The 22,627-nt window shown below is 73.6% G+C and carries 20 protein-coding genes; 15 read left to right on the forward strand and 5 right to left on the reverse strand.

Annotation, left to right across the window (positions count from 1 at the left end; translation table 11 throughout):
- Positions 1 to 5: 5 nt before the first annotated feature.
- A complete protein-coding gene (gene scpA, locus ACF059_RS09135) occupies positions 6 to 2,192 on the reverse strand; it encodes a methylmalonyl-CoA mutase (RefSeq protein WP_392053607.1) in 2,187 nt (728 codons plus the stop codon).
- Complete coding sequence (locus ACF059_RS09140) at positions 2,189 to 4,054, reverse strand: methylmalonyl-CoA mutase family protein (RefSeq protein WP_392053610.1); 1,866 nt, start codon at positions 4,052 to 4,054, stop codon at positions 2,189 to 2,191. Before ACF059_RS09140 ends, scpA begins: the two co-directional genes overlap by 4 nt.
- An 875-nt stretch (positions 4,055 to 4,929) precedes the next feature.
- Between ACF059_RS09140 and ACF059_RS09145 the strand changes: the two genes are divergently transcribed.
- The 6 genes from ACF059_RS09145 to ACF059_RS09170 all read left to right on the forward strand — a co-directional run bounded on the left by ACF059_RS09145 (position 4,930) and on the right by ACF059_RS09170 (position 10,793).
- Positions 4,930 to 5,871, forward strand: a complete 942-nt coding sequence (locus ACF059_RS09145; RefSeq protein WP_392053613.1) for a TauD/TfdA dioxygenase family protein — start codon at positions 4,930 to 4,932, stop codon at positions 5,869 to 5,871.
- Positions 5,872 to 5,909: 38 nt separating this feature from the next.
- On the forward strand, positions 5,910 to 6,473 hold the full coding sequence (gene ssuE / locus ACF059_RS09150) for an NADPH-dependent FMN reductase (RefSeq protein ID WP_392053617.1): 564 nt from the start codon (positions 5,910 to 5,912) through the stop codon (positions 6,471 to 6,473).
- Positions 6,474 to 6,512: 39 nt separating this feature from the next.
- Entirely contained in the window at positions 6,513 to 7,547 is a 1,035-nt protein-coding gene (locus ACF059_RS09155) for an ABC transporter substrate-binding protein (RefSeq protein ID WP_392053620.1), read from the forward strand.
- Positions 7,548 to 7,555: 8 nt separating this feature from the next.
- On the forward strand, positions 7,556 to 8,350 hold the full coding sequence (locus ACF059_RS09160; RefSeq protein ID WP_392053623.1) for an ABC transporter ATP-binding protein: 795 nt from the start codon (positions 7,556 to 7,558) through the stop codon (positions 8,348 to 8,350).
- On the forward strand, positions 8,347 to 9,180 hold the full coding sequence (locus tag ACF059_RS09165; protein WP_392053626.1) for an ABC transporter permease: 834 nt from the start codon (positions 8,347 to 8,349) through the stop codon (positions 9,178 to 9,180). The genes ACF059_RS09160 and ACF059_RS09165 overlap by 4 nt, the downstream gene beginning before the upstream one ends.
- A gap of 272 nt (positions 9,181 to 9,452) precedes the next feature.
- Entirely contained in the window at positions 9,453 to 10,793 is a 1,341-nt protein-coding gene (locus ACF059_RS09170; RefSeq protein WP_392053629.1) for an LLM class flavin-dependent oxidoreductase, read from the forward strand.
- A 27-nt stretch (positions 10,794 to 10,820) separates the two neighbouring features.
- Here the strand turns inward: ACF059_RS09170 and ACF059_RS09175 are convergent, their stop codons facing one another.
- Positions 10,821 to 11,741, reverse strand: coding sequence for an NADP-dependent oxidoreductase (locus tag ACF059_RS09175; RefSeq protein WP_392053632.1), 921 nt, complete (start codon positions 11,739 to 11,741; stop codon positions 10,821 to 10,823).
- 85 nt (positions 11,742 to 11,826) lie between these two features.
- Positions 11,827 to 12,540, reverse strand: coding sequence for a DUF2470 domain-containing protein (locus ACF059_RS09180; RefSeq protein WP_392053634.1), 714 nt, complete (start codon positions 12,538 to 12,540; stop codon positions 11,827 to 11,829).
- 156 nt (positions 12,541 to 12,696) lie between these two features.
- Here ACF059_RS09180 and ACF059_RS09185 point away from each other — a divergent pair, with 156 nt between their 5' ends.
- From ACF059_RS09185 to ACF059_RS09200, 4 genes are all read left to right on the forward strand, one after another.
- Positions 12,697 to 13,092: a cell division protein SepF gene (locus tag ACF059_RS09185; protein ID WP_392053637.1), complete on the forward strand. Its 396-nt coding sequence runs from the start codon at positions 12,697 to 12,699 to the stop codon at positions 13,090 to 13,092.
- A 67-nt stretch (positions 13,093 to 13,159) separates the two neighbouring features.
- On the forward strand, positions 13,160 to 14,470 hold the full coding sequence (locus ACF059_RS09190) for an AAA family ATPase (RefSeq protein WP_392053640.1): 1,311 nt from the start codon (positions 13,160 to 13,162) through the stop codon (positions 14,468 to 14,470).
- A complete protein-coding gene (locus ACF059_RS09195) occupies positions 14,467 to 14,856 on the forward strand; it encodes a nucleotide pyrophosphohydrolase (RefSeq protein ID WP_361940136.1) in 390 nt (129 codons plus the stop codon). The genes ACF059_RS09190 and ACF059_RS09195 overlap by 4 nt, the downstream gene beginning before the upstream one ends.
- Positions 14,857 to 14,979: 123 nt before the next feature.
- A complete protein-coding gene (locus ACF059_RS09200; protein WP_392053643.1) occupies positions 14,980 to 15,465 on the forward strand; it encodes a DUF6099 family protein in 486 nt (161 codons plus the stop codon).
- A 115-nt stretch (positions 15,466 to 15,580) separates the two neighbouring features.
- Here the strand turns inward: ACF059_RS09200 and ACF059_RS09205 are convergent, their stop codons facing one another.
- Positions 15,581 to 15,835 carry a hypothetical protein gene (locus ACF059_RS09205; protein ID WP_392053646.1) on the reverse strand — a complete coding sequence of 85 codons (255 nt, stop codon included), beginning with the start codon at positions 15,833 to 15,835 and terminating at the stop codon, positions 15,581 to 15,583.
- Positions 15,836 to 16,036: 201 nt separating this feature from the next.
- On the opposite strand from ACF059_RS09205, the gene ACF059_RS09210 reads away from it, so the two are divergent.
- From ACF059_RS09210 to ACF059_RS09230, 5 genes are all read left to right on the forward strand, one after another.
- On the forward strand, positions 16,037 to 16,960 hold the full coding sequence (locus ACF059_RS09210; protein ID WP_392053649.1) for an LLM class F420-dependent oxidoreductase: 924 nt from the start codon (positions 16,037 to 16,039) through the stop codon (positions 16,958 to 16,960).
- Positions 16,961 to 16,977: 17 nt separating this feature from the next.
- On the forward strand, positions 16,978 to 17,877 hold the full coding sequence (gene mmuM / locus ACF059_RS09215) for a homocysteine S-methyltransferase (RefSeq protein WP_392053653.1): 900 nt from the start codon (positions 16,978 to 16,980) through the stop codon (positions 17,875 to 17,877).
- A gap of 38 nt (positions 17,878 to 17,915) precedes the next feature.
- Entirely contained in the window at positions 17,916 to 19,406 is a 1,491-nt protein-coding gene (locus ACF059_RS09220; protein WP_392053656.1) for a 3' terminal RNA ribose 2'-O-methyltransferase Hen1, read from the forward strand.
- Positions 19,403 to 21,958 (forward strand): polynucleotide kinase-phosphatase, encoded by a 2,556-nt coding sequence (locus tag ACF059_RS09225; protein ID WP_392053659.1) that lies wholly within the window; start codon positions 19,403 to 19,405, stop codon positions 21,956 to 21,958. The genes ACF059_RS09220 and ACF059_RS09225 overlap by 4 nt, the downstream gene beginning before the upstream one ends.
- Before the next feature lie 176 nt (positions 21,959 to 22,134).
- Positions 22,135 to 22,611: a hypothetical protein gene (locus tag ACF059_RS09230; protein ID WP_392053662.1), complete on the forward strand. Its 477-nt coding sequence runs from the start codon at positions 22,135 to 22,137 to the stop codon at positions 22,609 to 22,611.
- Positions 22,612 to 22,627: the final 16 nt, after the last annotated feature.

Consider the following 22,627-nt stretch of genomic DNA (forward strand, 5'->3'; position numbering starts at 1 on the left):
GCCGCCTACAGCTCGTGGCCCAGGTCCGCGGCCAGCCGCGTCACCAGGTCGTGGGCCGCGTCCGGGATGACCGTTCCGGGCGGGAACACCGCCGTCGCACCCATCTCCAGCAGCGTCGGGACGTCGGCCGGCGGGATCACCCCGCCCACGACGATCATGATGTCCTCGCGGCCCTCCTCCGCCAGCTGCTCGCGCAGCGCCGGTACGAGGGTCAGGTGGCCGGCCGCCAGCGACGACACGCCCACCACGTGGACGTCCGCCTCGACGGCCTGGCGGGCCACCTCCGCCGGGGTCTGGAACAGCGGGCCGACGTCCACGTCGAAGCCCAGGTCGGCGAAGGCCGACGCGATCACCTTCTGGCCGCGGTCGTGCCCGTCCTGGCCCATCTTGCAGACCAGGATGCGCGGACGGCGGCCCTCCGCCTCCTCGAACCGGTCGATGAGGGCGCGCGTGCGCTCCAGGGACGGGGACTCGCCTGCTTCGGTGCGGTACACACCCGAGATCGTACGGATCTGGCTCGCGTGCCGCCCGTACACCTTCTCCAGTGCGTCCGAGATCTCCCCCACGGTCGCCTTCGCGCGCGCCGCGTCCACCGCCAGCGCGAGGAGGTTGCCGTCGCCGCGCTCGGCGGCGTTCGTCAGCGCCCGCAGGGTGTCCTGCGTGCGCGCCTCGTCGCGCTCCTCGCGCAGCCGCCGCAGCTTGGCGATCTGCTGGCTGCGCACCGAGGAGTTGTCGACCTTGAGGACCTCGATCGCTTCGTCGTTCTCCACCCGGTACTTGTTCACGCCGATCACCGGCTGCCGGCCCGAGTCGATCCGCGCCTGCGTGCGCGCCGCGGCCTCCTCCACGCGCAGCTTCGGGATGCCCGCGTCGATGGCCTGCGCCATGCCGCCGGCCGCCTCGACCTCCTCGATGTGCTGCCAGGCGCGCCGGGCCAGGTCGTACGTCAGCTTCTCGACGTACGCGCTGCCGCCCCACGGGTCGATCGAGCGGCAGGTCCCCGACTCCTGCTGGAGCAGCAGCTGGGTGTTGCGGGCGATGCGCGCCGAGAAGTCCGTCGGCAGCGCGAGCGCCTCGTCGAGGGCGTTGGTGTGCAGCGACTGGGTGTGGCCCTGGGTCGCCGCCATCGCCTCGATGCAGGTGCGCGTCACGTTGTTGAAGACGTCCTGCGCGGTCAGCGACCAGCCCGAGGTCTGCGAATGCGTGCGCAGCGACAGCGACTTGGCGTTCTTCGGGTCGAACTGCTTGACCAGGCGCGCCCACAGCAGGCGGGCGGCGCGCAGCTTCGCGACCTCCATGAAGAAGTTCATGCCGATCGCCCAGAAGAACGACAGGCGCGGCGCGAACGCGTCGACGTCCAGGCCCACGGCCTGCCCGGCGCGCAGGTACTCCACGCCGTCGGCGAGGGTGTACGCCAGCTCCAGGTCGGCCGTGGCCCCGGCCTCCTGGATGTGGTAGCCGGAGATGGAGATCGAGTTGTACCGCGGCATCTTCTGCGAGGTGAAGGCGAAGATGTCGGAGATGATCCGCATCGACGGCGCCGGCGGATAGATGTAGGTGTTGCGGACCATGAACTCCTTGAGGATGTCGTTCTGGATGGTCCCGGCGAGCTTGTCGGGGGAGACGCCCTGCTCCTCCGCCGCCACGATGTACAGCGCGAGGACGGGCAGCACCGCGCCGTTCATCGTCATCGACACCGACATCTTGTCCAGCGGGATCCCGTCGAACAGCTGCCGCATGTCGTAGATCGAGTCGATCGCCACGCCCGCCATGCCGACGTCACCGGTCACGCGCGGGTGGTCGCTGTCGTAGCCGCGGTGCGTGGGCAGGTCGAAGGCCACCGACAGGCCCTTCTGGCCGGAGGCCAGATTGCGCCGGTAGAAGGCGTTCGACTCCTCGGCTGTGGAGAAGCCGGCGTACTGCCGGATCGTCCAGGGCTGGTTCACGTACATCGTCGGGTACGGGCCGCGCAGGTACGGGGCCACGCCCGGGTACGTCCGCAGGAAGTCCAGGCCCTCCAGGTCCCGGCCCGTGTACAGCGGCTTGACGCCGATGCCCTCGGGCGTCTCCCACAGCAGGTCCGCGGCCGCGGTGCCGGTGGACTCCTTCACCGCGGAGCGCCACTGGTCCTCGGAGACTCCGGCGGCGGCGGCGGGACCGAGCGCCAGCTCGGAGAAATCGGGGATGCTCAAGACGGCACTCCCATCCGGTCGAGTACGGAGGACAGCACGGCGACGGCGTCACAGCCGGCGAAGACGTACTCGTCCACGGAAGCCTCAGCGGTGCCCGGCCTGCCGGCGAGGAACACGGTCGTGGCGCCCGCGGCGCGCAGGGCCCCGGCCACCTCCGCGGCCTGCTCCTCGTACAGCGCGTCGCTGGAGCACAGGACGGCCATGCCGTCCGCGCCGCTCGCGGCGTACGCCTCGGCCGCCGTCGCCGGGTCCACGCGGACCGGGTCGTGCACGGGCTCGATCCCGCCCGCCTGGAACAGGTTCGAGGCGAAGGTGGCGCGCGCGGTGTGCGCGGCCGCCGGGCCCAGCGCGGCCAGGAAGATCCTCGGCCGCGCGCCGGTCGCCGCCAGGTGCGCGTCGCTCCGGGCGCGCAGCGCCTCGTACGCCTCGTCGCGCCGGACGCGGGGCAGCCCACCGGAGGGCGCCGCGGGCGCGGGCTCGCGCACGAGCGGCTTCTGCGACAGCAGCGGGAACTCGCTGACGCCGGTGATCGGCTCGCGGCGCTTGGCCAGCTTCTTGGAGCGCTCCGCCCAGGTCGCGGCGAGACGGTCGGCGACCAGCCCGGAGCGCAGGGCGGCCGCCTGGCCGCCGGCCTTCTCCAGGGTCTGGAAGAACTCCCAGGCGGCGTGCGCCAGTTCGTCCGTGAGGCGCTCGACGTAGTACGAGCCGCCGGCCGGGTCGATCACCCGGGCCAGGTGCGACTCCTCCAGCAGGATGGTGGAGGTGTTGCGGGCGATCCGCCGGGCGAAGGCGTCCGGCAGGCCCAGCTCGTGGTCGAAGGGGAGCACGGTGACCGAGTCCGCGCCGCCCACGCCCGCGGCCATGCAGGCCACGGTGGTGCGCAGCATGTTCACCCAGGGGTCACGGCGGGTCATCATCACCGGCGAGGTCACCGCGTGCTGGAGCTGGGCGCCCGCCTCCGGGGCCCCCGAGGCCTCGGCGATACGGGACCACAGCCGGCGCGCGGCGCGCAGCTTGGCGATGGTGAGGAACTGGTCCGCGGTGGCGGCGTAGCGGAACTCCAGCTGGCCGAGCGCGGCTTCGACGCTCAGGCCGCCCTCGGTGAGGGCGCGCAGGTAGGCGACACCGGTGGCCAGGGACAGGCCCAGTTCCTCGGCGGCGCTGCCGCCCGCCTCGTGGTAGGGCAGGGCGTCCACGGTCAGGGCGCGCACGCCGGGCCAGTGGGCGGCCGCGTCCCGGGCCAGCTCCACCGCGTCGGCGAGGCCGAGGGCCTCACCCGTACGGGCCTCGTGGCCCAGCGGGTCGGCGCCCAGCGAGGCCCGTGCGGCCTCGGGGGCCACCGCGCTCTCGGTGAAGAGGCGCAGCAACGCGCGGGCGGCGTCGGCGTATTGGGCTCCGGCGTCCAGGACGACCGGGGCGAGGTCCAGGTACACCCCGTCCAGGGTCCGGGCCACGGCCTCGACCGGGATGCCGCCCTGGCCCACGGTGAGCCAGAGGGAGGTGACCCCGTTCTCCAGGTCGGCGAGGGCCGCCTCGTTCAGGCGCTGGGGATCGGTGCCCGCGAGGCGCTGGCGCACGTCCCAGCCGTTCGCGGTGGTGCCCTCCGGCCTGCCTCCGCGTACGAACGGGGCGAAACCGGGGAAACCGGTGTCGGGAGCCGACCCGTCGGGCGGCGCGGTGTAGAGCGGGCGCGTGGTGAGCCCGTCTTCGAGTGGGGTGGACAACGCGTCTTCTGCGGCCTCGCCGGAGGCTTCCTTGCCCGACTTGCGCAGTACGCCTTCTACAAGGCGCTGCCACTGCTCATGCGTCGCGTCAGGGAACTCGGCGGCCAGGGAGAGCCCGTCGTCAGGCAGGACCGTCATGGCTCGAATGTAGGGGAGGGCGCTCAGGTGGCACCATACCGTCGGGTGTGATCTCGCACTCTCACAGCGGCCGGGCGGCTCCCGCCCACCCGGCTGAGCAGCGCCGTTGCCGCGCGTGCAGCCGCCCGGGCCGGGGATCACGATCCGCTACGGGGTGACGCACGTGCGAGCGGGCCGCATCGCGGCGTCCCGCGTCTCCTGCGGAGGACGCCTCCCGCCGGCGCCCGCCGGGACGGTCGCGGCCACGACCCTCCGATTGCAGACATCCGACAGAAGGCCCGCCGCCGCGGCGGCGGCCGGGGCGCTCCCGGTCCCGCCGCGGCGCACGTATGGCGGCCGCGTTGCGGGGCCATGAAATCCAGCCACGGTTTTCGGCCGCCGCGGCGGGGTGCGGTGGCGGTCGGCATAGGCGGGAAACCGCAGGTCAGAGTCCGTCCCCCGGGGTACTGGGAAGACCGGTGGCAGGGGCGCTCGGCGGCCGCGGACGGGGGTTGACCGGGGGCCCGGGCGCTGCGACGCTCCGGGACATGTCCGCGAACGAACTCCTCGTCCCGCGGCTCCACACCCCCGGCCCGTGTACCGCGCCGGGCGAGTGTCCGGGCCGCTGTCCGGCCCCCCGCCGGGTCTGAGCCCCGCCGCCCTGCGGCCCTTCGGCCCCCTCGGCCGGCTGCTCTCCCCGCACCCTTCCCTCCCCGCGTCGCCCCGCGCGTAGGGCACAGCCGCGCCCCGGCGCCCCGGCGTGCTCCCGCGTGCCGTGCCGCCGTACGCCACCACGCCCGCGCCGCACCAGGCGCGGCCCCCTGCCCTGCGCCGCGCCCTCGCCCCGCACACCCTCGCCCTGCCCGCCCGCATTCCCTCCCGACCAAGGAGCCACCATGACCACGGCCACCCGCACCGCCACCACCGTGACCAGGATCGGCGGCCGCCTCGGCGCCGAGATCGGCGGCGTACGCCTCGGCGGCGACCTGCCCGACGCCACCGTCGCCGAGATCCGCGCCGCACTCCTCGCCCACAAGGTCGTCTTCTTCCGCGGCCAGGACCACCTCGACGAGGCCGGCCACGAAGCCTTCGCTCAGCGGCTCGGCACGCCCGTCGCGCATCCCACGGTCCCCTCCGCGGACGGCCGGTACGCCCTCGGCATCGACTCCGACCACGGCGCCCGTGCCAACCAGTGGCACACCGACGTCACCTTCGTCCCCGCCTACCCCGCCTTCTCCATCCTCCGCGCCGTGACCGTGCCCCCGTACGGCGGCAACACCCTCTGGGCCAACACGGCCACCGCCTACAGCCACCTCCCCGAGCCGCTGCGCGCCCTCGCCGACAGCCTGCGCGCCGTCCACTCCAACGCGTACGACTACGCCGCCCTCAAGCCCGACGCCCTGCCCGAGGCCCTGGCCCAGTACCGGGAGGTGTTCACCTCCACCACCTTCCTCACCGAGCACCCGGTGGTCCGCGTCCACCCCGAGACCGGCGAGCGCACCCTGCTGCTCGGCAACTTCGTCCAGCGCATCAAGGGCCTCACCGGACGCGACTCCCGCACCCTCCAGGACCTCTTCCAGGCGCACATCGAGAGCCCGGAGAACACCGTCCGCTGGCAGTGGCGGGCCGGCGACGTCGCGATCTGGGACAACCGCGCCACCCAGCACTACGGCGTGGACGACTCCGACGACCACGAGCGCACCCTGCGCCGCGTCACCGTCGACGGGGACGTCCCGGTCGGCCCCGACGGCGAGCCCTCCCGCCTGATCAGCCCGGACGCCGTCCCGGCCCCCGCCTTCGGCATCCCCTCCGGCACCTCCACCACGACCTCCGCCTGACCACCCGCGCCCGCAGCCCACCCCACCCAGGAGTCCCCGTGCCCAAGCTGCTCGCCCTCACCGGCAGCCCCTCCGCCCACTCCCGTACCGCCGTCGTCGCCGACCACGTGCTGCGCCACCTGACCCACTCCCACTCCGGCTTCGAGACCGCGCACCTCGCCGTACGCGAGCTGCCCGCCGCCGACCTGCTCGCCGCCCGGCGCGGCGAGCCCGAGATCCGCCGGGCGCTCGAAGCCGTCGCCGCCGCTGACGGCCTGGTCATCGCGACCCCGGTCTACAAGGCCTCGTACACCGGCCTGCTCAAGGCCTTCCTGGACCTGCTCCCGCAGGACGGCCTCGCCGGCAAGACGATCCTGCCCCTGGCCACCGGCGGCAGCCTCGCGCACGTCCTCACCATCGACTACGCGCTGCGCCCCGTGCTCGCCGCCCTCGGCGCCCGGCACGTCACCGCCGGCCGGTTCGTCCTGGACTCCTCCGTCGAACGCGGCTCCGGCGCCGACCGGCTGCGCTTCGAGGCCGAGTTCGACCTCCTCCAGGCCGTCGACGAGTTCGCCGACGCCCTGCGCGCCGCGGACCCCGCCGCGCTCACCGTCACCCCGTAACAGCACCGGCAACGCCCCGCACCCCGACAAGGAACCGTCATGCCCGCAGCCTTCACCTCCACCCCCACCTCCCGACGCCAGTTCCTCGCCCTGCTCGGCATCTCGGCGGCGGCGGTGAGCTGCGGTACGGCCACCGCCACCGGGGGCGGCTCCGGCCGCCAGGTCACGACCCTGAAGTACCAGGGCTCGGCCGGCGCCGTCACCCTCCCCGAACTCGCCGCCGACCTCGGCTACTTCGAGGACGTGACACTCGAATGGGTCGGCAACACCATCAGCGGCCCCCAGGACATCCAGGCCGCCGCCACCGGCCAGACCCACTTCGGCAGCGCCTTCAACGGGGCGGTCATCAAGCTCGCCGCCGGCAAGGCGCCCATCAAGGCGGTCATCTCCTCGTACGGCTCGGACCAGTACTCCTACGCGGGCTACTTCGTCCTGGAGGACAGCCCGATCCGCTCCGCCCGCGACCTGATCGGCAAAAAGGTCGGCATGAACACCCTGGGCGCCCACTACCAGGCGCTGCTCGACACCTACCTCGCGCGGAGCGGCCTCTCCAAGACGGACGCGGCCAAGGTCGAAGCGCTGGTCATACCGCCCGTCAACACCGAACAGGCACTGCGCGCGAAGCAGGTCGAGGTCGGGGTGCTCACCGGCATCCTGCGCGACAAGGCCCTCGCCTCCGGCGGCATCCGCCCGCTGTTCACCGACGTGGAGCTGCTCGGCCCGTTCAGCGCCGGCACCTACATCATGACCGAGCGCTTCATCAAGCAGAACCCGGACACCGTACGGACCTTCGTGACCGGCGTGGCCAAGGCCATCGAGTGGTCCCGCACCACCCCGCGCGAGGAGGCCGTCGCCCGGATGACCGAGATCGTCAAGAAGCGCGGCCGGGGCGAGGACACCACCGCCCTGCAGTACTGGCGCTCCTTCGGGATCGCCGAGACGGGCGGCCGGATACCCGACCAGGAGTTCCAGCTCTGGCTCGACTGGCTCGGCGAGCGCGGCGAGATCAAGCAGGGGCAGTTCAAGCCGTCCGACCTCTACACCAACGAGTTCAACGCCTACGGAAAGGGGTGACGGCCGCCATGGCGAAGATCGTGTTCGACGCGGTGACCAAGACCTTCGGGGAGTTCACCGCCCTCGACGGCATCGACCTGGAGATCCGCAGCGGGGAGTTCCTGGTGGTCGTGGGCCCCAGCGGCTGCGGCAAGTCCACGCTCCTCGACCTCCTCGGCGGACTCTCCACCCCGACCGCCGGGCGGATCCTGCTCGACGGCAAGCAGGTCACCGGGCCGGGCCTGGACCGGGGCATCGTCTTCCAGCAGTACGCGCTGCTGCCGTGGCGCACCGCCCAGGGGAACGTCGAGTTCGGCCTGGAGGCCACGGGCGTGCCGCGCCGGCAGCGCGCGGCCCGGGCGAAGGAGTTCCTGGACCTGGTCGGACTGACCGGCTTCGAAGACCGCCATCCCCACCAGCTGTCCGGCGGCATGCGCCAGCGCGTCGCCATCGCCCGCTCCCTGGCGTACGACCCGGACGTGCTGCTGATGGACGAGCCGTTCGCCGCGCTCGACGCACAGACCCGCGAGTCCCTCCAGGACGAGCTGCGCCGCATCTGGCAGCGCACGGGCAAGACCGTCGTCTTCATCACGCACGGCATCGAGGAGGCGGTCTACCTCGGGCAGCGGGTGGCCGTCATGACGTCCCGGCCCGGTCGGATCAAGGACGTCGTGCCGGTCTCCTTCGGCGACCGCGACGGACTGCTGGGGGAGGCCCTGCGGTCCAGTCCGGAGTTCGCCCGGTACCGGCACGAGATCTGGAACCTCCTCCACGACGAGGTGGCCCGCGCCCAGCGACTGGAGAAGGAGGCGGTTTCCGCATGACCACCGACACCACCGCCCTGGCAGCCCTGGCGGCCCCGCCCCGTTCCCACCACACCGCCGCCCCGACCGCCGTACGCGCCCTGAAGGCCATAGCCGTCCGGAGCGCCGCGATCCTCGCGCTCGTCGCCCTCTGGGAGTTCGCCCCCCGCGCCGGCCTGGTCGACGCCACCTTCCTGCCCCCCATCAGCGAGGTGGCCGCCGCCTGGTGGGACCTGGCCACCGGGGGCCAGCTCGCCGAACACACCCGGGCCAGCCTGATCCGCTCCTTCGGCGGCTTCGGCATCGCCGTGGCCGTAGCCGTCCCCCTCGGCCTGCTCATCGGCTGGTACCGGCCCCTCGCCGACTTCCTCGGCCCGCTCCTGGAGGTCTTCCGCAACACCGCCGCCCTCGCGCTGCTGCCCGTCTTCGTCCTCCTCCTGGGCATCGGCGAGACCTCGAAGGTGTCGATCGTCGTCTACGCCTGCCTCTGGCCCGTCCTGCTCAACACCATCAGCGCCGTCCGCAACGCCGACCCCACCCTGATCCGGCTCGCCCGGTCGATGGACCTCTCCACGCCCCGCCTGTTCCAGAAGGTGATCCTTCCGGCCTCCGTACCGGCGATCTTCACCGGCATCCGGCTCGCGGGCGCCGTCTCCATCCTCGTCCTGGTCGCTGCCGAGATGATCGGGGCCAAGGCGGGCCTGGGCTACCTGATCAACGCCTCGCAGTTCAACTTCGCGATCCCGCAGATGTACGCGGGCATCATCACGATCTCCGCGATCGGCGTCGCCTTCAACCAACTCCTCGTCACCCTGGAATCCCGCCTGAGCACCTGGCGCATCCCCACCTGACCGCCCGGCGCCGAACGACGCCCGCACGTGACCGCACCCACCGGTTGTGACGGGGTCGGGTGTGTGGCGGGGTGTCCCCGCAGGGCGTCGAACGCACCGCCGCCGCACCCCCCGACCCCCCGAACCGTTCGGCGCCCGAGGAGACACCCCGGCGCGCGCCCGGCCCCGGCGCGACCGGCCCCGCAGCCCGCCCCCGGGCCCCGCCCCGCAGCCCGCCCCGCCCGGCGAAGCAACCGGCGGAGCCCCCCGCCCAACACCCCCAAGGAGCAGACATGACCACCTCCCCGGCCCCCAGGACCCTCCACCTCAACGCCTTCCTCATGAACGCCGGCCACCACGACGCCGCCTGGCGCCACCCCGCCACCCAGCCCGAGCGGATCACCGACGTCCGCTACTTCCAGGAACTCGCCCTCACCGCAGAACGCGGCAAGCTCGACTCCATCTTCTTCGCCGACGGCGTCGCCCTCTGGGGCAAGGCCCGCTACAACGCCCTCGGCGGCTTCGAGCCCCTCACCCTGTTGTCCGCCATCGCCGCCGTCACCTCCCGCATCGGCCTCATCGCCACCGTCTCCACCACCTTCAACGAGCCCTACAACCTGGCCCGGAAGTTCGCCTCCCTCGACCACATCAGCAGCGGCCGCGCCGGCTGGAACATCGTCACCTCCGGCACCCTCGACGAGGCCCGCAACTTCAACCGCGAGGAACACCTGGCCCACGGCCTCCGCTACGACCGCGCCCGCGAGTTCCTCGACGTCGCCACCAAGCTCTGGGACAGCTGGGAGGACGACGCGATCGTCCTCGACAAGGAGCGCGGCATCTACGCCGACACCGACAAACTGCACCCCGCCGCCCACCGCGGCGAGCACTTCGGCGTGGCCGGTCCGCTCAACGTCCCGCGCGCCCCCCAGGGCCACCCGCTGCTCGTGCAGGCCGGTTCCTCCGAGGACGGCAAGGAGTTCGCCGCGCAGTACGCCGAGGCCGTCTTCACCGCCCAGCAGACCCTCTCCGACGGCCAGACCTTCTACAAGGACCTCAAGTCCCGCCTCGCCCGCTACGGCCGCGCCGAGGACGACCTGCTCGTCCTGCCCGGCATCGCACCCGTCATCGGTTCCACCGAGGCCGAGGCACGGGCCCTGGAGCAGGAGCTGACCGACCTCCAGGTGCCGGAGTACGGCCTCGCCCAGCTCTCCGGCATGCTCAACGTGGACCTCAGCGGCCTGCCCCTGGACGGCCCGCTCCCCGACCTGCCCGAGGAGCGGGACATCAACGGCAACAAGAGCCGTTTCACCCTGGTCGCCGAGCTCGCCCGCCGCGACGGCCTCACCCTGCGCGAGCTGATCGCCCGCCTCGGCGCCGGCCGCGGCCACCGCACCTTCGCGGGCACCCCCGAGCAGATCGCCGACCAGCTCCAGGAGTGGTTCGAGAACGGCGCCGCCGACGGCTTCAACATCATGGCGCCGGTCCTGCCCACCGGCCTGACCGACTTCGTCGACCACGTCGTGCCGATCCTCCAGCGCCGCGGCCTCTTCCGCACCGAGTACACCGGCCGCACCCTGCGCGAGCACTACGGCCTGCCGCGCCCGGCCGGCCGCTACACGCGGGGGGCCGTATGACGTCCGGGTCGCACGCCGTCCGGCCCCTCAGACCGTCAGGACGATCTTGCCGCGGGTACGGCCCGCGGCGCTCAGCTCCCAGGCCCTGGCCGCCTCGGCGAGCGGCAGCGCGTGCTCCACGTTGACCGTGAGCCGGCCGGAGTCGGCCAGCTCCGCCAGGAAGGTCAGGTCGGCGGTGTCCGGGCGTACCCACAGCTGGTGGGCGCCCTTGGAGGCCGCCTCGTAGTCCGCGATGGAGACGACCCGGTCGCGCTCCTTGACCAGTGACTGGAGGATCTCGACGGCGCCGTCCCCGTAGAAGTCGAGCCCCGCGTCGACGCCCTCGGGCGCCAGCTCGCGGATGCGGTCCGCCATCCCCTCCCCGTACAGGACGGGTTCGGCGCCGAGCGAGCGCAGGTAGTCGTGGTTGTGCGCGCCGGCCGTGCCGATGACGCGCAGGCCGAGCGCGACCGCGATCTGCACGCCGAAGGAGCCGGTGCCGCCCGCCGCGGAGTGGATGACGACCGTCTCGCCCGCCTTGAGGTTCACGCGGGTGAGCGACTGGTACGCGGTGAGGCCCGCGAGGGGGATGCCGGCGGCCTGCTCGAAGCTCAGCTCGCGGGGCTTGTGCGCGAGGGTACGGACGGGGGCGCTGACCAGTTCGGCGTAGGTGCCGAGCTCCACCCACTCCTTGCGGACGTAGCCGTACACCTCGTCGCCGACGGCGAAGTCGAAGGTGTCCGGACCGACCGCCTCGACGACGCCGGCGACGTCCCAGCCGGGTATGACGGGGTAGCGGACTTCGAGGATCGGGTCGAGCCACCCGGCGGCGAGCTTCCAGTCCACCGGGTTCACGCCGGCCGCCCTGACGCGGACGAGGACCTCACCCGGTCCCACCTTGGGCTGCGGCACGTCAACGACCTTGAGGGTCTCGGGAGTTCCATATGCGCTGTATGTAATGGCCTTCATGATCGCCCCAACACGCCCCGCACGACCCCTATTCCGCCCGCACCGGCCCGCCCGGCCCACACGGCCCCACCCTCCGCGGCCCCGCTCAGGCCGGCAGCGTGTTGCGGTGCGAGCGCCGCCGGGCCGCGCTGAAGAGCGCCTGGATCTGCGCGCCCGACTGGTCGACGTCGTCGAGGGGCGAGGGGAAGGGCAGTCGTACGTCGCGGTGGCCGCGCCGTTCCTCCAGGCGCAGGGTGATCCCGTACCGGTCCATGGCCACCGGCAGCGCCCGCACCACGGCGGCGGTCGGCTGCGGCTGGACCAGGCGCAACAGCAGGGTGACCAGGTCGGGGTGGTCGTCGAGCAGGTGCGTGAGCATGCCCGCCTCGTACGGGGCGAGCGGGTCCGGGCAGGCAGCGTCCAGCTCTTCGAGGCCGACGTGCGCGAGGCCGTCGGGGGTCTCCAGGACGGCCCGGTCGAATTCCACGCACGTGGACCCGGCGGAGTCGGCCGGCTCGGCGTACGGGGTGAGCAGGCGACCCAGCAGGGTGACGCGGGCGCGCACCCGGTCCCGTACCGGGGTGGGCGCCACGTCGGTGAACTCCAGCCGGATCGCGGGCCGGTACTTGTCCGCGCCGCCGGGCTCGGCGGGGTGCAGGTGCAGGCGGCCCATCGGGTCCGTGCCGTCGAGGTGGCGGACCTCGGTGCGGAGCCCGTCGGTGACCACGGTCATGGAGTGGGCGGCGGTCAGGACCGACCGGATCCGCTCGGCGTCGGTGGGCCGGGCGGCCGCGGTGTCAGGGGCACCGGACGTGCGCATGAGGTCTCTCCCTCGTCCGAATAACTTAGGTATGCCTAACCTAACTCATCTCGCCCTCCGAGAGTACCCGGCGTGAGTCGTGTCGTTGTTGGGCTGAACGGGTGAAACGCGAGAGGATGGGGGGATGCACATGAAGCGCACGGCCGAGGCGGCCCGGTGAGCAGGTACGACGTCACGGACGAACAGTGGGAGGGGCTCGCGCAGGTGGTCCCCCTGCGCAGTCGCAACGAGTGGCCCTCCCGGGTGGACCACCGCACGATTCCCACGGCGCCCGGAGCGGCGACGGCGGAGCAGCGGCGCTTCGTGGTGATCAGAGTTCAGATCTTCGCGGACGCGCGGGAGGTTGCGGAGTACCTGATCGCCCAGATCCCGGTGCTGCTCGACCTCACCGGCGCGGACAGCGAAGTGGCCAAGCGGATCCTGGACTTCAGCAGCGGCGTGGTCTTCGGACTGGGCAGCGGGATGCACCGGGTGGACCGCAACGTCTTCCTGCTCGCCCCCGTGGGCACCGAGGTCGAGGGGATCGCGGCCGCGGCCGTCCCCCGATCGTAGGAAGGTCCCGGCGCGGGAACGGTTCGCCCGGCCCACGGGGGGCCCGGCGGCCCGTACCGTCCCGCGCATGGACGCCACCCTGGACGAGGCGGCGGTGCGCACCGCCGCCACCGTCGCCGCCGCGTTAGCCGACACCCCCACCGTCCCGGCCCAGGCCGGACCCGCCGGCGCCCCGGTCGCCCGGCCCGCACCCGCCGCGGCGCACGCCCGGCCCGCGTCCGCCGCCCCGGCCCCGGCCTCGGCGCCGAGCGCCCCGCAGCACCGGCCCGTGCTCACCGAGCTGAGGCTGTCCGCCTTCGGGCCGCACCGGTCGGCGCTCTTCCCGCTCGGCCCCCTCACCCTCTTCGCCGGGCCGAGCGGCAGCGGCAAGTCCCAGGCCCTGGCCGCCTACGAGGCGCTGGCCGGGCTGGGTTCCGGCGCCACGCTGGAGGAGGCCTTCCCCGACCCGCGCTCCCGCATCCCGGACCGGGCGGTCCCCGACGCGCAGCGGCGGCGCGGATTCCGCCTCGGCTGCACGGTCGACGGGCCCGCCGGTCCGGTCCGGCTCGACCTCGCGGTCCAGGCCGAGCCCACCCTGCGGATCGTCGGCGAACGGCTCTCGCAGAACGGGCAGATCCTCCTCGCCACCGCCCTGCGCGACCCCGGTCGGCGCTCGGTGCAGGCCGCCTGGCTGACCGGCGGCGCCGTCGGCGTCACCCGGGCCCCGCTGCCCGACGACCGGCTCGGTACGGCGCTGCTCCCGCTCCGCGTCGCCGGCGCCACGGCCGGGCAGCGTCAGGTGCTGGCCGCCGCCGAGCAGGCGGTGGTGGCCCTGCGCTCGGTGTTCCCCTGCGACCCCCGCCCGGACCGGATGCGCGGGCCGGCCGCGCCGGGGACGGGGCGGCTGCTGGGCGACTGCGCCAACCTGGCCGACGTACTGCGCCGGACCCGCCACGAATGCGGCACCCGCCACGCGCTGCTGGCCGAGGCGGCCCGTACCGGCTGCGCGGGGCCCGTCGAGGGGCTGGACGTACGGGAGCCCGCGGGCGGCCCGGTCACGGCGGTACTGGACCGGGGGCCCGCCCGGCCCGCCACCGAACTGGCCCGTCTCGGCGGGGGCGAGCTGCGCTTCCTCGCGCTGGCGCTGGTCCTGCTGACCGGGCCGGGGGTGCTGGCCATGGACCCGGCCGCCGAACTGCCCTCCGCGCAGCAGGCGCTGACGGTCCTGGCCGACGGCTTCGACCGCGGCCTGGACCGGCGCCAGAGTGACGAGCTGCTGCGCCTGGCCCTGCTGTCCTGCGGCCGCGGCCACATCCGGCTGGTGGCGGCGGTGGGGGAGCGGACCGCGGCGGCCGCCCGGCGCCTGCCCGGCGCGGCGGTGGTAGACCTGACCGCATGAACGAGACGCAGGAGCAGCCGCCCGAGCAGCGGCCCGAGGAACGGCTGGACCGACTGCAGCGCCGGCTCGCGGACTTCGCGGCGGCGCGCGGCTGGGAGCCGTACCACACGCCCAAGAACCTGGCGGTGGCGCTGAGCGTGGAGGCGTCCGAACTGGTCGAGATCTTCCAGTGGCTGACGCCGGAGCAGTCGGCGAGGGTCATGGAGAAACCGGAATCCGCCCATCGCGTGGCCGATGAGGTCGCGGACGTGCTCGCGTACCTGCTGCAGTTCTGTGAGGTCCTCGGGGTGGATGTGCTGGACGCGCTCGCCGCGAAGATCGAGAGGAACGAACTCCGCTTCCCCGTGCCGGGCGGGCCGGCCTCGGATCGTCACTCTTCGGAGTGAGACGATCGTCCGTCATCACGATTCTGTCCACATTTTCCGAATACCCCTGGCTTTACCGAGTCATTGCCCTCACTCTGGGTAGTGGTGAGGAGAGCGGAATGTCGTGCGGACGGGGGACGGCAGATGGATGCGGTACGGCTCATCGCGGCCGGCCGGCACGCGCTGGCACAGAGTGGGGCTGCGTGGGACATCGTGGGCGAGGCCTGGCAGGCCCAGGCGCTCGCGCAGGGCATAGGGGGCTATCTGGCGGTCACCGGGCCGCCGGAGCTCAGATCGGAGGCACGGGGACTGGGGGAAGCGGGAGGCAGAGGCTGCGGGGTGCTCGACAGAGCGGCCCTGCGCGGCGAGGGCAGTACGCCCGAATACCCGCCGCGAGCCGCGCAGTTGAGCGAGGTGTCGGACGTCCGGCAGGCGCTGCTCGGGCTCCAGGCACTGCTCGGTGAAGTGGGGATAGCCCTGGTCGGGGTGGCCTGCGGGACGGACGACGAGTCCCTCTACTGGCAGTGCATAGAGTCCATCGACGCCGCCGACGAGTCGAGCGACCGGGTCCGGGCGATCCTACGCCGGATGTCGGTCAGCGAGCGGGGCTCCGCCTCGGGCGTGGCCTGAGTCGGGGCGCCCCCGGACGGCGCGGGGTGCGACGGCGCGGCGCGGCTGTGACGGCGCGGTGCGACGGTGCGGCGCTGAGGTCCGGGTCCCGCCGTGCGCGACGGGACCCGCCGGGTCAGGACGGCCGGGAGGACGGGCGCTCGCTCTCCGGGCTGACCGGGGTGCGCTCGGCGGATGACTGTAGATCGGCGTCGAGCTGCGAGAGGTCGGCGTTCAGCGCCGCCATCAGCTCTTCCATCTGCTGCAAGAGGCCCTTCGGCGCGCCGCCGGCCTGCGCGGGCACCGCGGGCTCCCGGCCCGCGGGGGCGTGTGCCGCCTGTCCGGTCGTCGCGTTCTGTCGCGGGGTCTGCGGCACGGCCTCGTGGGACATGCGGCCTCCTCGGCCCGGCCCTTCCGAGGCGGAAGGGGGCGGTGGACGCACCGGCGAGAGGCCGCCGGCACGCGGGCCGGGCGGTCCGGCTCCGCCCGGGCCAACGATCTCCGTCCGGGCCGGTCACTGGCGGGCCCGGCGCCGGACACGTCCGGTTGACGAGGATTCACCCTGCCGGGGCGGGAAGGGCAGGATGGGAGCATGGATCTTCGCATTTTCACCGAGCCCCAGCAGGGCGCGAGCTACGACACCCTCCTGACCGTCGCCAAGGCCACCGAGGACCTCGGCTTCGACGCGTTCTTCCGCTCCGACCACTACCTGCGGATGGGCTCCTCCGACGGCCTGCCCGGACCCACCGACGCCTGGATCACCCTCGCCGGCCTGGCCCGCGAGACCCGGCGGATCCGCCTCGGCACCCTGATGACGGCCGGCACCTTCCGGCTGCCCGGCGTCCTCGCCATCCAGGTGGCCCAGGTCGACCAGATGTCCGGGGGACGCATCGAACTCGGCCTGGGAGCGGGCTGGTTCGAGGAGGAGCACACGGCGTACGGGATCCCCTTCCCGGCGGACCGGATGGCGCGGCTGGAGGAACAGCTCGCCATCGTCACCGGCCTGTGGGCCACCCCGCCCGGCACCACCTTCGACTTCGAGGGCAGCCACTACCGGGTGGAGAACTCGCCCGCGCTCCCCAAGCCCGCCCAGGCCAAGGTCCCCGTCCTCATCGGAGGCCACGGAGCCCGGCGCACCCCCCGGCTCGCCGCCCGGTACGCCGACGAGTTCAACATGCCGTTCGCCTCGATCGCCGACAGCGAGCGCCAGTTCGGCCGGGTCCGGCAGGCGGCCGAGGAAGCCGGCCGCAAGCCCGACGACCTCGTCTACTCCAACGCCCTCGTGGTGTGCGTGGGCAAGGACGACGCCGAGGTGGCCCGGCGGGCCGCCGCCATCGGCCGCGACGTGGACGAGCTCAAGGCCAACGGCCTGGCCGGTTCCCCGGCCGAGGTCGTCGAGAAGATCGGCGCCTACGCGGCCACCGGCTCCTCCCGCGTCTACCTCCAGCTCCTCGACCTCGACGACCTGGACCACCTGGAGCTCATCTCCGCCCAGGTGCTCTCCCAGCTCGGCTGACGAAGGACGGACCCCCGATGCCCCGTGCGTCCGGCCCGCTGGCCCAAGCCCTGGCCCGCCGGGCCGTGCTCCTGGACGGCGGGCTGAGCAACCAGCTCGCCGCCCAGGGCTGCGACCTGTCCGGCGGCCTGTGGACGGGCCGGGTGCTCGACGAGCGCCCGGACCAGGTGCGGGCCGCCCACACGGCCTACGCCCGGGCCGGCGCCGAGGTACTGATCACCGCGAGCTACCAGGTCGGCCCCGGCCACGCCCGGGCCACCGCCCTGCTGCACCGCAGCGTCGCCCTGGCCGCCCGCGCAGCCGAGACCGCCGACCACGAGGTGTGGGTGGCCGCCTCCGTGGGCCCGTACGGGGCGGTGCTCGCGGACGGCTCCGAGTACCGCGGCCGGTACGGCCTGAGCGTGCGCGAGCTCGCCGCCTTCCACCGGCCCCGCGTCGAGGCCCTGCTCGCCGCGGGCCCCGACGTCCTGGCCGTGGAGACCGTCCCCGATCCGGACGAGGCCGAGGCCCTGCTCACCGTCCTCGCGGACACCGGCGCCCGGGCCTGGCTGAGCTACACCGTCGCCGACGGCCGCACCCGCTCCGGCGCGCCCCTGCCCGAGGCCTTCGCCCTCGTCGCCCGGGCCCCGGAGATCATCGCGCTCGGCGTCAACTGCTGCGACCCCGCGGAGGTCCTGCCCGCCCTCGAAGCGGCCGCCGCCGTCACCCGCAAACCGCTCGTCGCCTACCCCAACGACGGCTCCGTCTGGGACGCCGCCACCGGCACCTGGCACGCCCCCGCGGCTCCCGCCCCCTGGCCCACCGCCGCCTGGCACCGCGCCGGCGCCCGCCTCGTCGGCGGCTGCTGCCGCATCGGCCCGGACCACATCGCACAGCTCGCGGCGCGGCCGCCCGGCGACCGGGCCGCCGGAAAATAGGGCGCACGCGGGCCGGGTGACCAGCAACAATCGGGCGTGTGTTCCTGACGATCTCCACCACCGGCACCCCCGAACGACCCGCCACCGACCTGGGGCACCTGCTGCACAAGCATCCCGGGAAGACGCAGGCGTTCTCCACCTCCTACGGCACCGCCCACGTGTTCTACCCCGAGGCCACGGCCGAGCGGTGCACGGCGGCCCTGTTGCTGGAGGTGGACCCCGTCGCGCTCGTGCGGCGCGGCCAGGGCAAGGGCCGGGGCGCGGCGCCCGACACCGCGCTCGCGCAGTACGTCAACGACCGCCCGTACGCCGCGTCCTCGCTGCTCGCCGTCGCCCTCAGCGCGGTGTTCCGCACCGCGCTCAAGGGCCGGTGCGTCCTGCGCCCGGAGCTGCCGGAGCAGCCGCTGGCGCTGCGCGTCGAGATCCCCGTGCTGCCCGCACGGGGCGGCGCGGGCCTCGTGCACCGGCTGTTCGACCCGCTCGGCTGGGACCTCGTACAGGCCGAGGCCCTGCCGCTCGACGAGCGGTTCCCCGAGTGGGGGGACTCCCGCTACGTACGGCTCGTACTGGAGGGCACCCTGCGCCTCGCGGACGCCCTGCGGCAGCTGTACGTGCTGCTGCCCGTGCTGGACGACTCCAAGCACTACTGGATCGCCCCCGACGAGGTCGACAAGCTGCTGCGCGCCGGAGACGGCTGGCTCGCCACCCACCCCGAGAACGGGCTGATCAGCTCCCGCTACCTGGCCCGCCACAAGCGGCTGACCCAGGACGCCGTCGAGCGCCTGGAGCTGGTCCGCCTCGCCGAGGCCGACGGCAGCGAGGTCGAGGAGCTCGACAACGCCGTCGCGGGGCCCGGCGACGGTGACGTCGAGGAGCCCGCGGAGCGGTCCGTACCGCTCGCCGTGCAGCGCCGCGACGCCATCCTCACCGCCCTGCGCGCCGCCGGCGCCGCCCGGGTGCTGGACCTCGGCTGCGGCCAGGGGCAGTTGGTGCAGGCCCTGCTCAAGGACGTGGCCTTCACCGAGATCGTCGGCATGGACGTGTCCGTGCGGGCCCTGCAGGTCGCCGCCAGGCGGCTGCGGCTGGAGCGGCTGGGCGAGCGGCAGGCCGCGCGCGTCACGCTCCTGCAGGGCTCGCTCGCCTACACCGACAAGCGGCTGGCGGGCTACGACGCGGCCGTGCTCAGCGAGGTCGTCGAGCACCTCGACCCGGAGCGGCTGCCCGCCCTGGAGTACGCGGTGTTCGGCGCGGCCCGATCCCGTACGGTCCTGGTCACCACCCCCAACGTCGAGTACAACGTGCGCTGGGAGACCCTGCCCGCCGGGCACGTCCGCCACGGCGACCACCGCTTCGAGTGGACCCGCGAGGAGTTCCGCGCCTGGGCCGGGGAGGTCGCGCGCCGGCACGGCTACCAGGTCGCGTACGTCCCCGTCGGGGACGACGACCCCGAGGTCGGACCGCCGACGCAGATGGCCGTCTTCACCCAGACCGACCGCACCGACACCCCGAAGGAGGGCGAGGCAGCATGACCGGCACCGAGACCCCCCGTACGCGCGCCCTTCCCGTCACCGACCTGTCCCTCGTCGTCCTGATCGGCGCCACCGGATCGGGCAAGTCCACCTTCGCCCGCAAGCACTTCAAGCCCACCGAGGTCATCTCCTCCGACTACTGCCGGGGCCTGGTCTCGGACGACGAGAACGACCAGAGCGCCAGCCGGGACGCCTTCGACGTCCTGCACTACATCGCGGGCAAGCGCCTCGCCGCCGGCCGACTCACCGTCGTCGACGCCACCAGCGTCCAGGCCGACGCCCGCCGCGCACTGGTCCGGCTCGCCCGCGAGCACGACGTACTGCCCATCGCGATCGTCCTGGACCTGCCCGAGGAGGTCTGCGCCGAGCGCAACGCGGCCCGCCCCGAGCGGGCCGGTCTGCCCCGCGCCGTCATCCAGCGGCACCGCCGCGACCTGCGCCGCTCGCTGCGCGGCCTGGAGCGCGAGGGCTTCCGCAAGGTCCACGTGCTGCGCTCCGTGGAGGAGGTCGAGAACGCCGAAGTCGTCCTGGAGAAGCGGTTCAACGACCTCAGGCACCTCACCGGTCCCTTCGACATCATCGGTGACATCCACGGCTGTTCCTCCGAGCTGGAGACCCTCCTCGCCAAGCTCGGCTACGAGGACGGCGTCCACCCCGACGGCCGCACCGCCGTCTTCGTGGGCGACCTCGTCGACCGCGGCCCCGACAGCCCCGGCGTCCTGCGCCGCGTCATGGGCATGGTCAAGTCCGGCAACGCCCTGTGCGTGCCCGGGAACCACGAGAACAAGCTCGGCCGCCACCTCAAGGGCTCCAAGGTCCAGCGGACCCACGGCCTCGCCGAGACCATCGAGCAGCTCGCGGCGGAGCCGGAGGAGTTCGTCCAGGAGGTGCGCGAGTTCATCCGCGGCCTCGTCAGCCACTACGTCCTGGACGGCGGCCGGCTGGTGGTCTGCCACGCCGGCCTGCCCGAGAAGTACCACGGCCGGACCTCCGGCCGGGTCCGCGCGCACGCCCTGTACGGGGACACCACCGGCGAGACGGACGAGTTCGGCCTGCCCGTGCGCTACCCGTGGGCCGAGGACTACCGCGGCAAGGCCGCCGTGGTCTACGGCCACACCCCGGTCCCGGACACCAGCTGGATCAACAACACCCTGTGCCTCGACACCGGCGCCGTCTTCGGCGGAAAGATGACCGCCCTGCGCTGGCCGGAGCGCGAACTGGTCGACGTCCCGGCCGAGAAGGTCTGGTACGAGCCCACGCGCCCGCTCGCCGCCGAGGCGCCCGGCGGCCAGGACGGCCGCCCGCTGGACCTGGCCGACGTGCACGGGCGCCGGGTCGTGGAGACGCGGCACCTGGGCCACGTCACCGTGCGCGAGGAGAACGCGGCCGCGGCCCTGGAGGTCATGAGCCGCTTCGCGGTGGACCCGCGGCTGGTCCCGTACCTGCCGCCGACCATGGCGCCGACCGCGACCTCCCGCGAGGAGGGCTACCTGGAGCACCCCGCCGAGGCCTTCGCCCAGTACCGCAAGGACGGAATCGCCCAGGTGGTGTGCGAGGAGAAGCACATGGGCTCCCGCGCCACCGTCCTGGTCTGCAAGGACGCCGACGCGGCGCGCGAGCGCTTCGGGGTGGAGGGGCCGACCGGTTCCGTCTACACCCGTACCGGGCGGCCCTTCTTCAAGGACGCCGACGTCACCGAGGAGGTCCTCACCCGGCTGCGCGCGGCGGTCACCGACGCGGGTCTGTGGGAGGAGCTCGGCACGGACTGGCTGCTGTTCGACGGGGAACTGCTGCCCTGGTCCCTGAAGTCCGCCGGCCTGCTGCGCAACCAGTACGCCGCCGTGGGCGCGGCCTCCGGCGCCGTCTTCCCCGGCGCCCTGGCCGCCCTGGAGGCGGCCGCCTCCAGGGGCGTCGACACCGGCGACCTGCTGGAGCGCCAGCGCGGCCGGGCCGCCGACGCGGCCGCCTTCACCGAGGCCTACCGCCGCTACTGCTGGAGCATCGACGGCCTGGACGGCGTACGGTTCGCGCCGTTCCAGCTGCTGGCGGCGGCCGGCCGGTCGCTGGCCGCGGTACCGCACGACGAGCAGCTGTTCTGGCTGGACCGGCTGTGCGCCGCGGACGAGGCGGCCGGGACCGGACTGCTGCGCCGCACCGGCCGCGTCCTGGTGGACACCGCCGACGAGGACTCCGTACGGGCGGGCACCGACTGGTGGCTGGAGCTGACGGCCGCCGGCGGCGAGGGCATGGTCGTCAAGCCGCTCCAGGCGTACGCCCGGGACGGCAAGGGCCGCCTCGTGCAGCCCGGCGTGAAGGTGCGCGGACGCGAGTACCTGCGGATCGTCTACGGTCCGGAGTACACCCGTCCGGACCACCTGGAGCGGCTGCGGGACCGGTTCCTCGGGCACAAGCGCTCGCTCGCGCTGCGCGAGTACGCGCTCGGGCTGGAGGCGCTGGACCGGCTGGCGGCCGGCGAGCCGCTGTGGCGGGTGCACGAGGCCGTCTTCGCGGTGCTGGCGCTGGAGTCGGAGCCGGTCGACCCGCGGCTGTGAAGTAAAGCGGACACCCCCGTACGGCCTGTAATTAGGTCGTATGGGGGAACTTTCGCGGAGAACTCCGGGAAACCCACCGGCGGGATCGTTCATCCAGGGCAGCGGAATGTCCGCGACCCTGGAAGGACGGAACGTCACCTATGAAGATGACCGCGCGCGGAAGCCTTGCGGCACTCATGACCTGTATGGCCGCGGCCGGCGCGGCCACCCCGGCCGTGGCCAACTCGGTGCCGGTGGGTGTCCCGCTGGACGCCGTGAAGACCACGCTGGGCGTGGACACCCCGCGTCTGGCCACCGGGGTGCCGATTCCGGTCGTCGGAGCGCCCGAGGCGCCCCGCTTCCACAAGGGGGACATGCTCCCGACCCCTCTGCTCCCGGTGCTCCCGATCGGCACCGAGCTCGGCGAGACGCTCGTCACCACCCCGGTGCCGAACCTGCTGGGCGAGCCGGAGACGGACGGCGAGGGCTCGCTGGAGGCTCCCGCCACCGACCTGCTCACCCGGACCCCCGGGCTGGTCGCCGGCGGCCTGCTGACCATGCCGGACGCCTCCAACTCCGGAGTGCCCAACCTCAAGTCGCCCGAACTGGGTCTGATCGCCCCGGAAATCACCGGTGCACCGGAGGCGCTCCTGGGCCTCGCCATGCCCCGCTGAGCCGACCCCGCCTCAC

This window comes from Streptomyces sp. NPDC016562, from assembly GCF_043076955.1.
GTDB lineage: Bacteria > Actinomycetota > Actinomycetes > Streptomycetales > Streptomycetaceae > Streptomyces.

Excerpts from the sequence above, each read along its gene's own strand:
- ACF059_RS09140 (WP_392053610.1), bottom strand. The coding sequence starts at position 4,054 with ATGACGGTCCTGCCTGACGACGGGCTCTCCCTGGCCGCCGAGTTCCCT.
- ACF059_RS09145 (WP_392053613.1), top strand. The coding sequence starts at position 4,930 with ATGACCACGGCCACCCGCACCGCCACCACCGTGACCAGGATCGGCGGC.
- ACF059_RS09155 (WP_392053620.1), top strand. The coding sequence starts at position 6,513 with ATGCCCGCAGCCTTCACCTCCACCCCCACCTCCCGACGCCAGTTCCTC.
- ACF059_RS09160 (WP_392053623.1), top strand. The coding sequence starts at position 7,556 with ATGGCGAAGATCGTGTTCGACGCGGTGACCAAGACCTTCGGGGAGTTC.
- ACF059_RS09165 (WP_392053626.1), top strand. The coding sequence starts at position 8,347 with ATGACCACCGACACCACCGCCCTGGCAGCCCTGGCGGCCCCGCCCCGT.
- ACF059_RS09170 (WP_392053629.1), top strand. The coding sequence starts at position 9,453 with ATGACCACCTCCCCGGCCCCCAGGACCCTCCACCTCAACGCCTTCCTC.
- ACF059_RS09175 (WP_392053632.1), bottom strand. The coding sequence starts at position 11,741 with ATGAAGGCCATTACATACAGCGCATATGGAACTCCCGAGACCCTCAAG.
- ACF059_RS09180 (WP_392053634.1), bottom strand. The coding sequence starts at position 12,540 with ATGCGCACGTCCGGTGCCCCTGACACCGCGGCCGCCCGGCCCACCGAC.
- ACF059_RS09190 (WP_392053640.1), top strand. The coding sequence starts at position 13,160 with ATGGACGCCACCCTGGACGAGGCGGCGGTGCGCACCGCCGCCACCGTC.
- ACF059_RS09195 (WP_361940136.1), top strand. The coding sequence starts at position 14,467 with ATGAACGAGACGCAGGAGCAGCCGCCCGAGCAGCGGCCCGAGGAACGG.
- ACF059_RS09200 (WP_392053643.1), top strand. The coding sequence starts at position 14,980 with ATGGATGCGGTACGGCTCATCGCGGCCGGCCGGCACGCGCTGGCACAG.
- ACF059_RS09205 (WP_392053646.1), bottom strand. The coding sequence starts at position 15,835 with ATGTCCCACGAGGCCGTGCCGCAGACCCCGCGACAGAACGCGACGACC.
- ACF059_RS09210 (WP_392053649.1), top strand. The coding sequence starts at position 16,037 with ATGGATCTTCGCATTTTCACCGAGCCCCAGCAGGGCGCGAGCTACGAC.
- mmuM (WP_392053653.1), top strand. The coding sequence starts at position 16,978 with ATGCCCCGTGCGTCCGGCCCGCTGGCCCAAGCCCTGGCCCGCCGGGCC.
- ACF059_RS09225 (WP_392053659.1), top strand. The coding sequence starts at position 19,403 with ATGACCGGCACCGAGACCCCCCGTACGCGCGCCCTTCCCGTCACCGAC.
- ACF059_RS09230 (WP_392053662.1), top strand. The coding sequence starts at position 22,135 with ATGACCTGTATGGCCGCGGCCGGCGCGGCCACCCCGGCCGTGGCCAAC.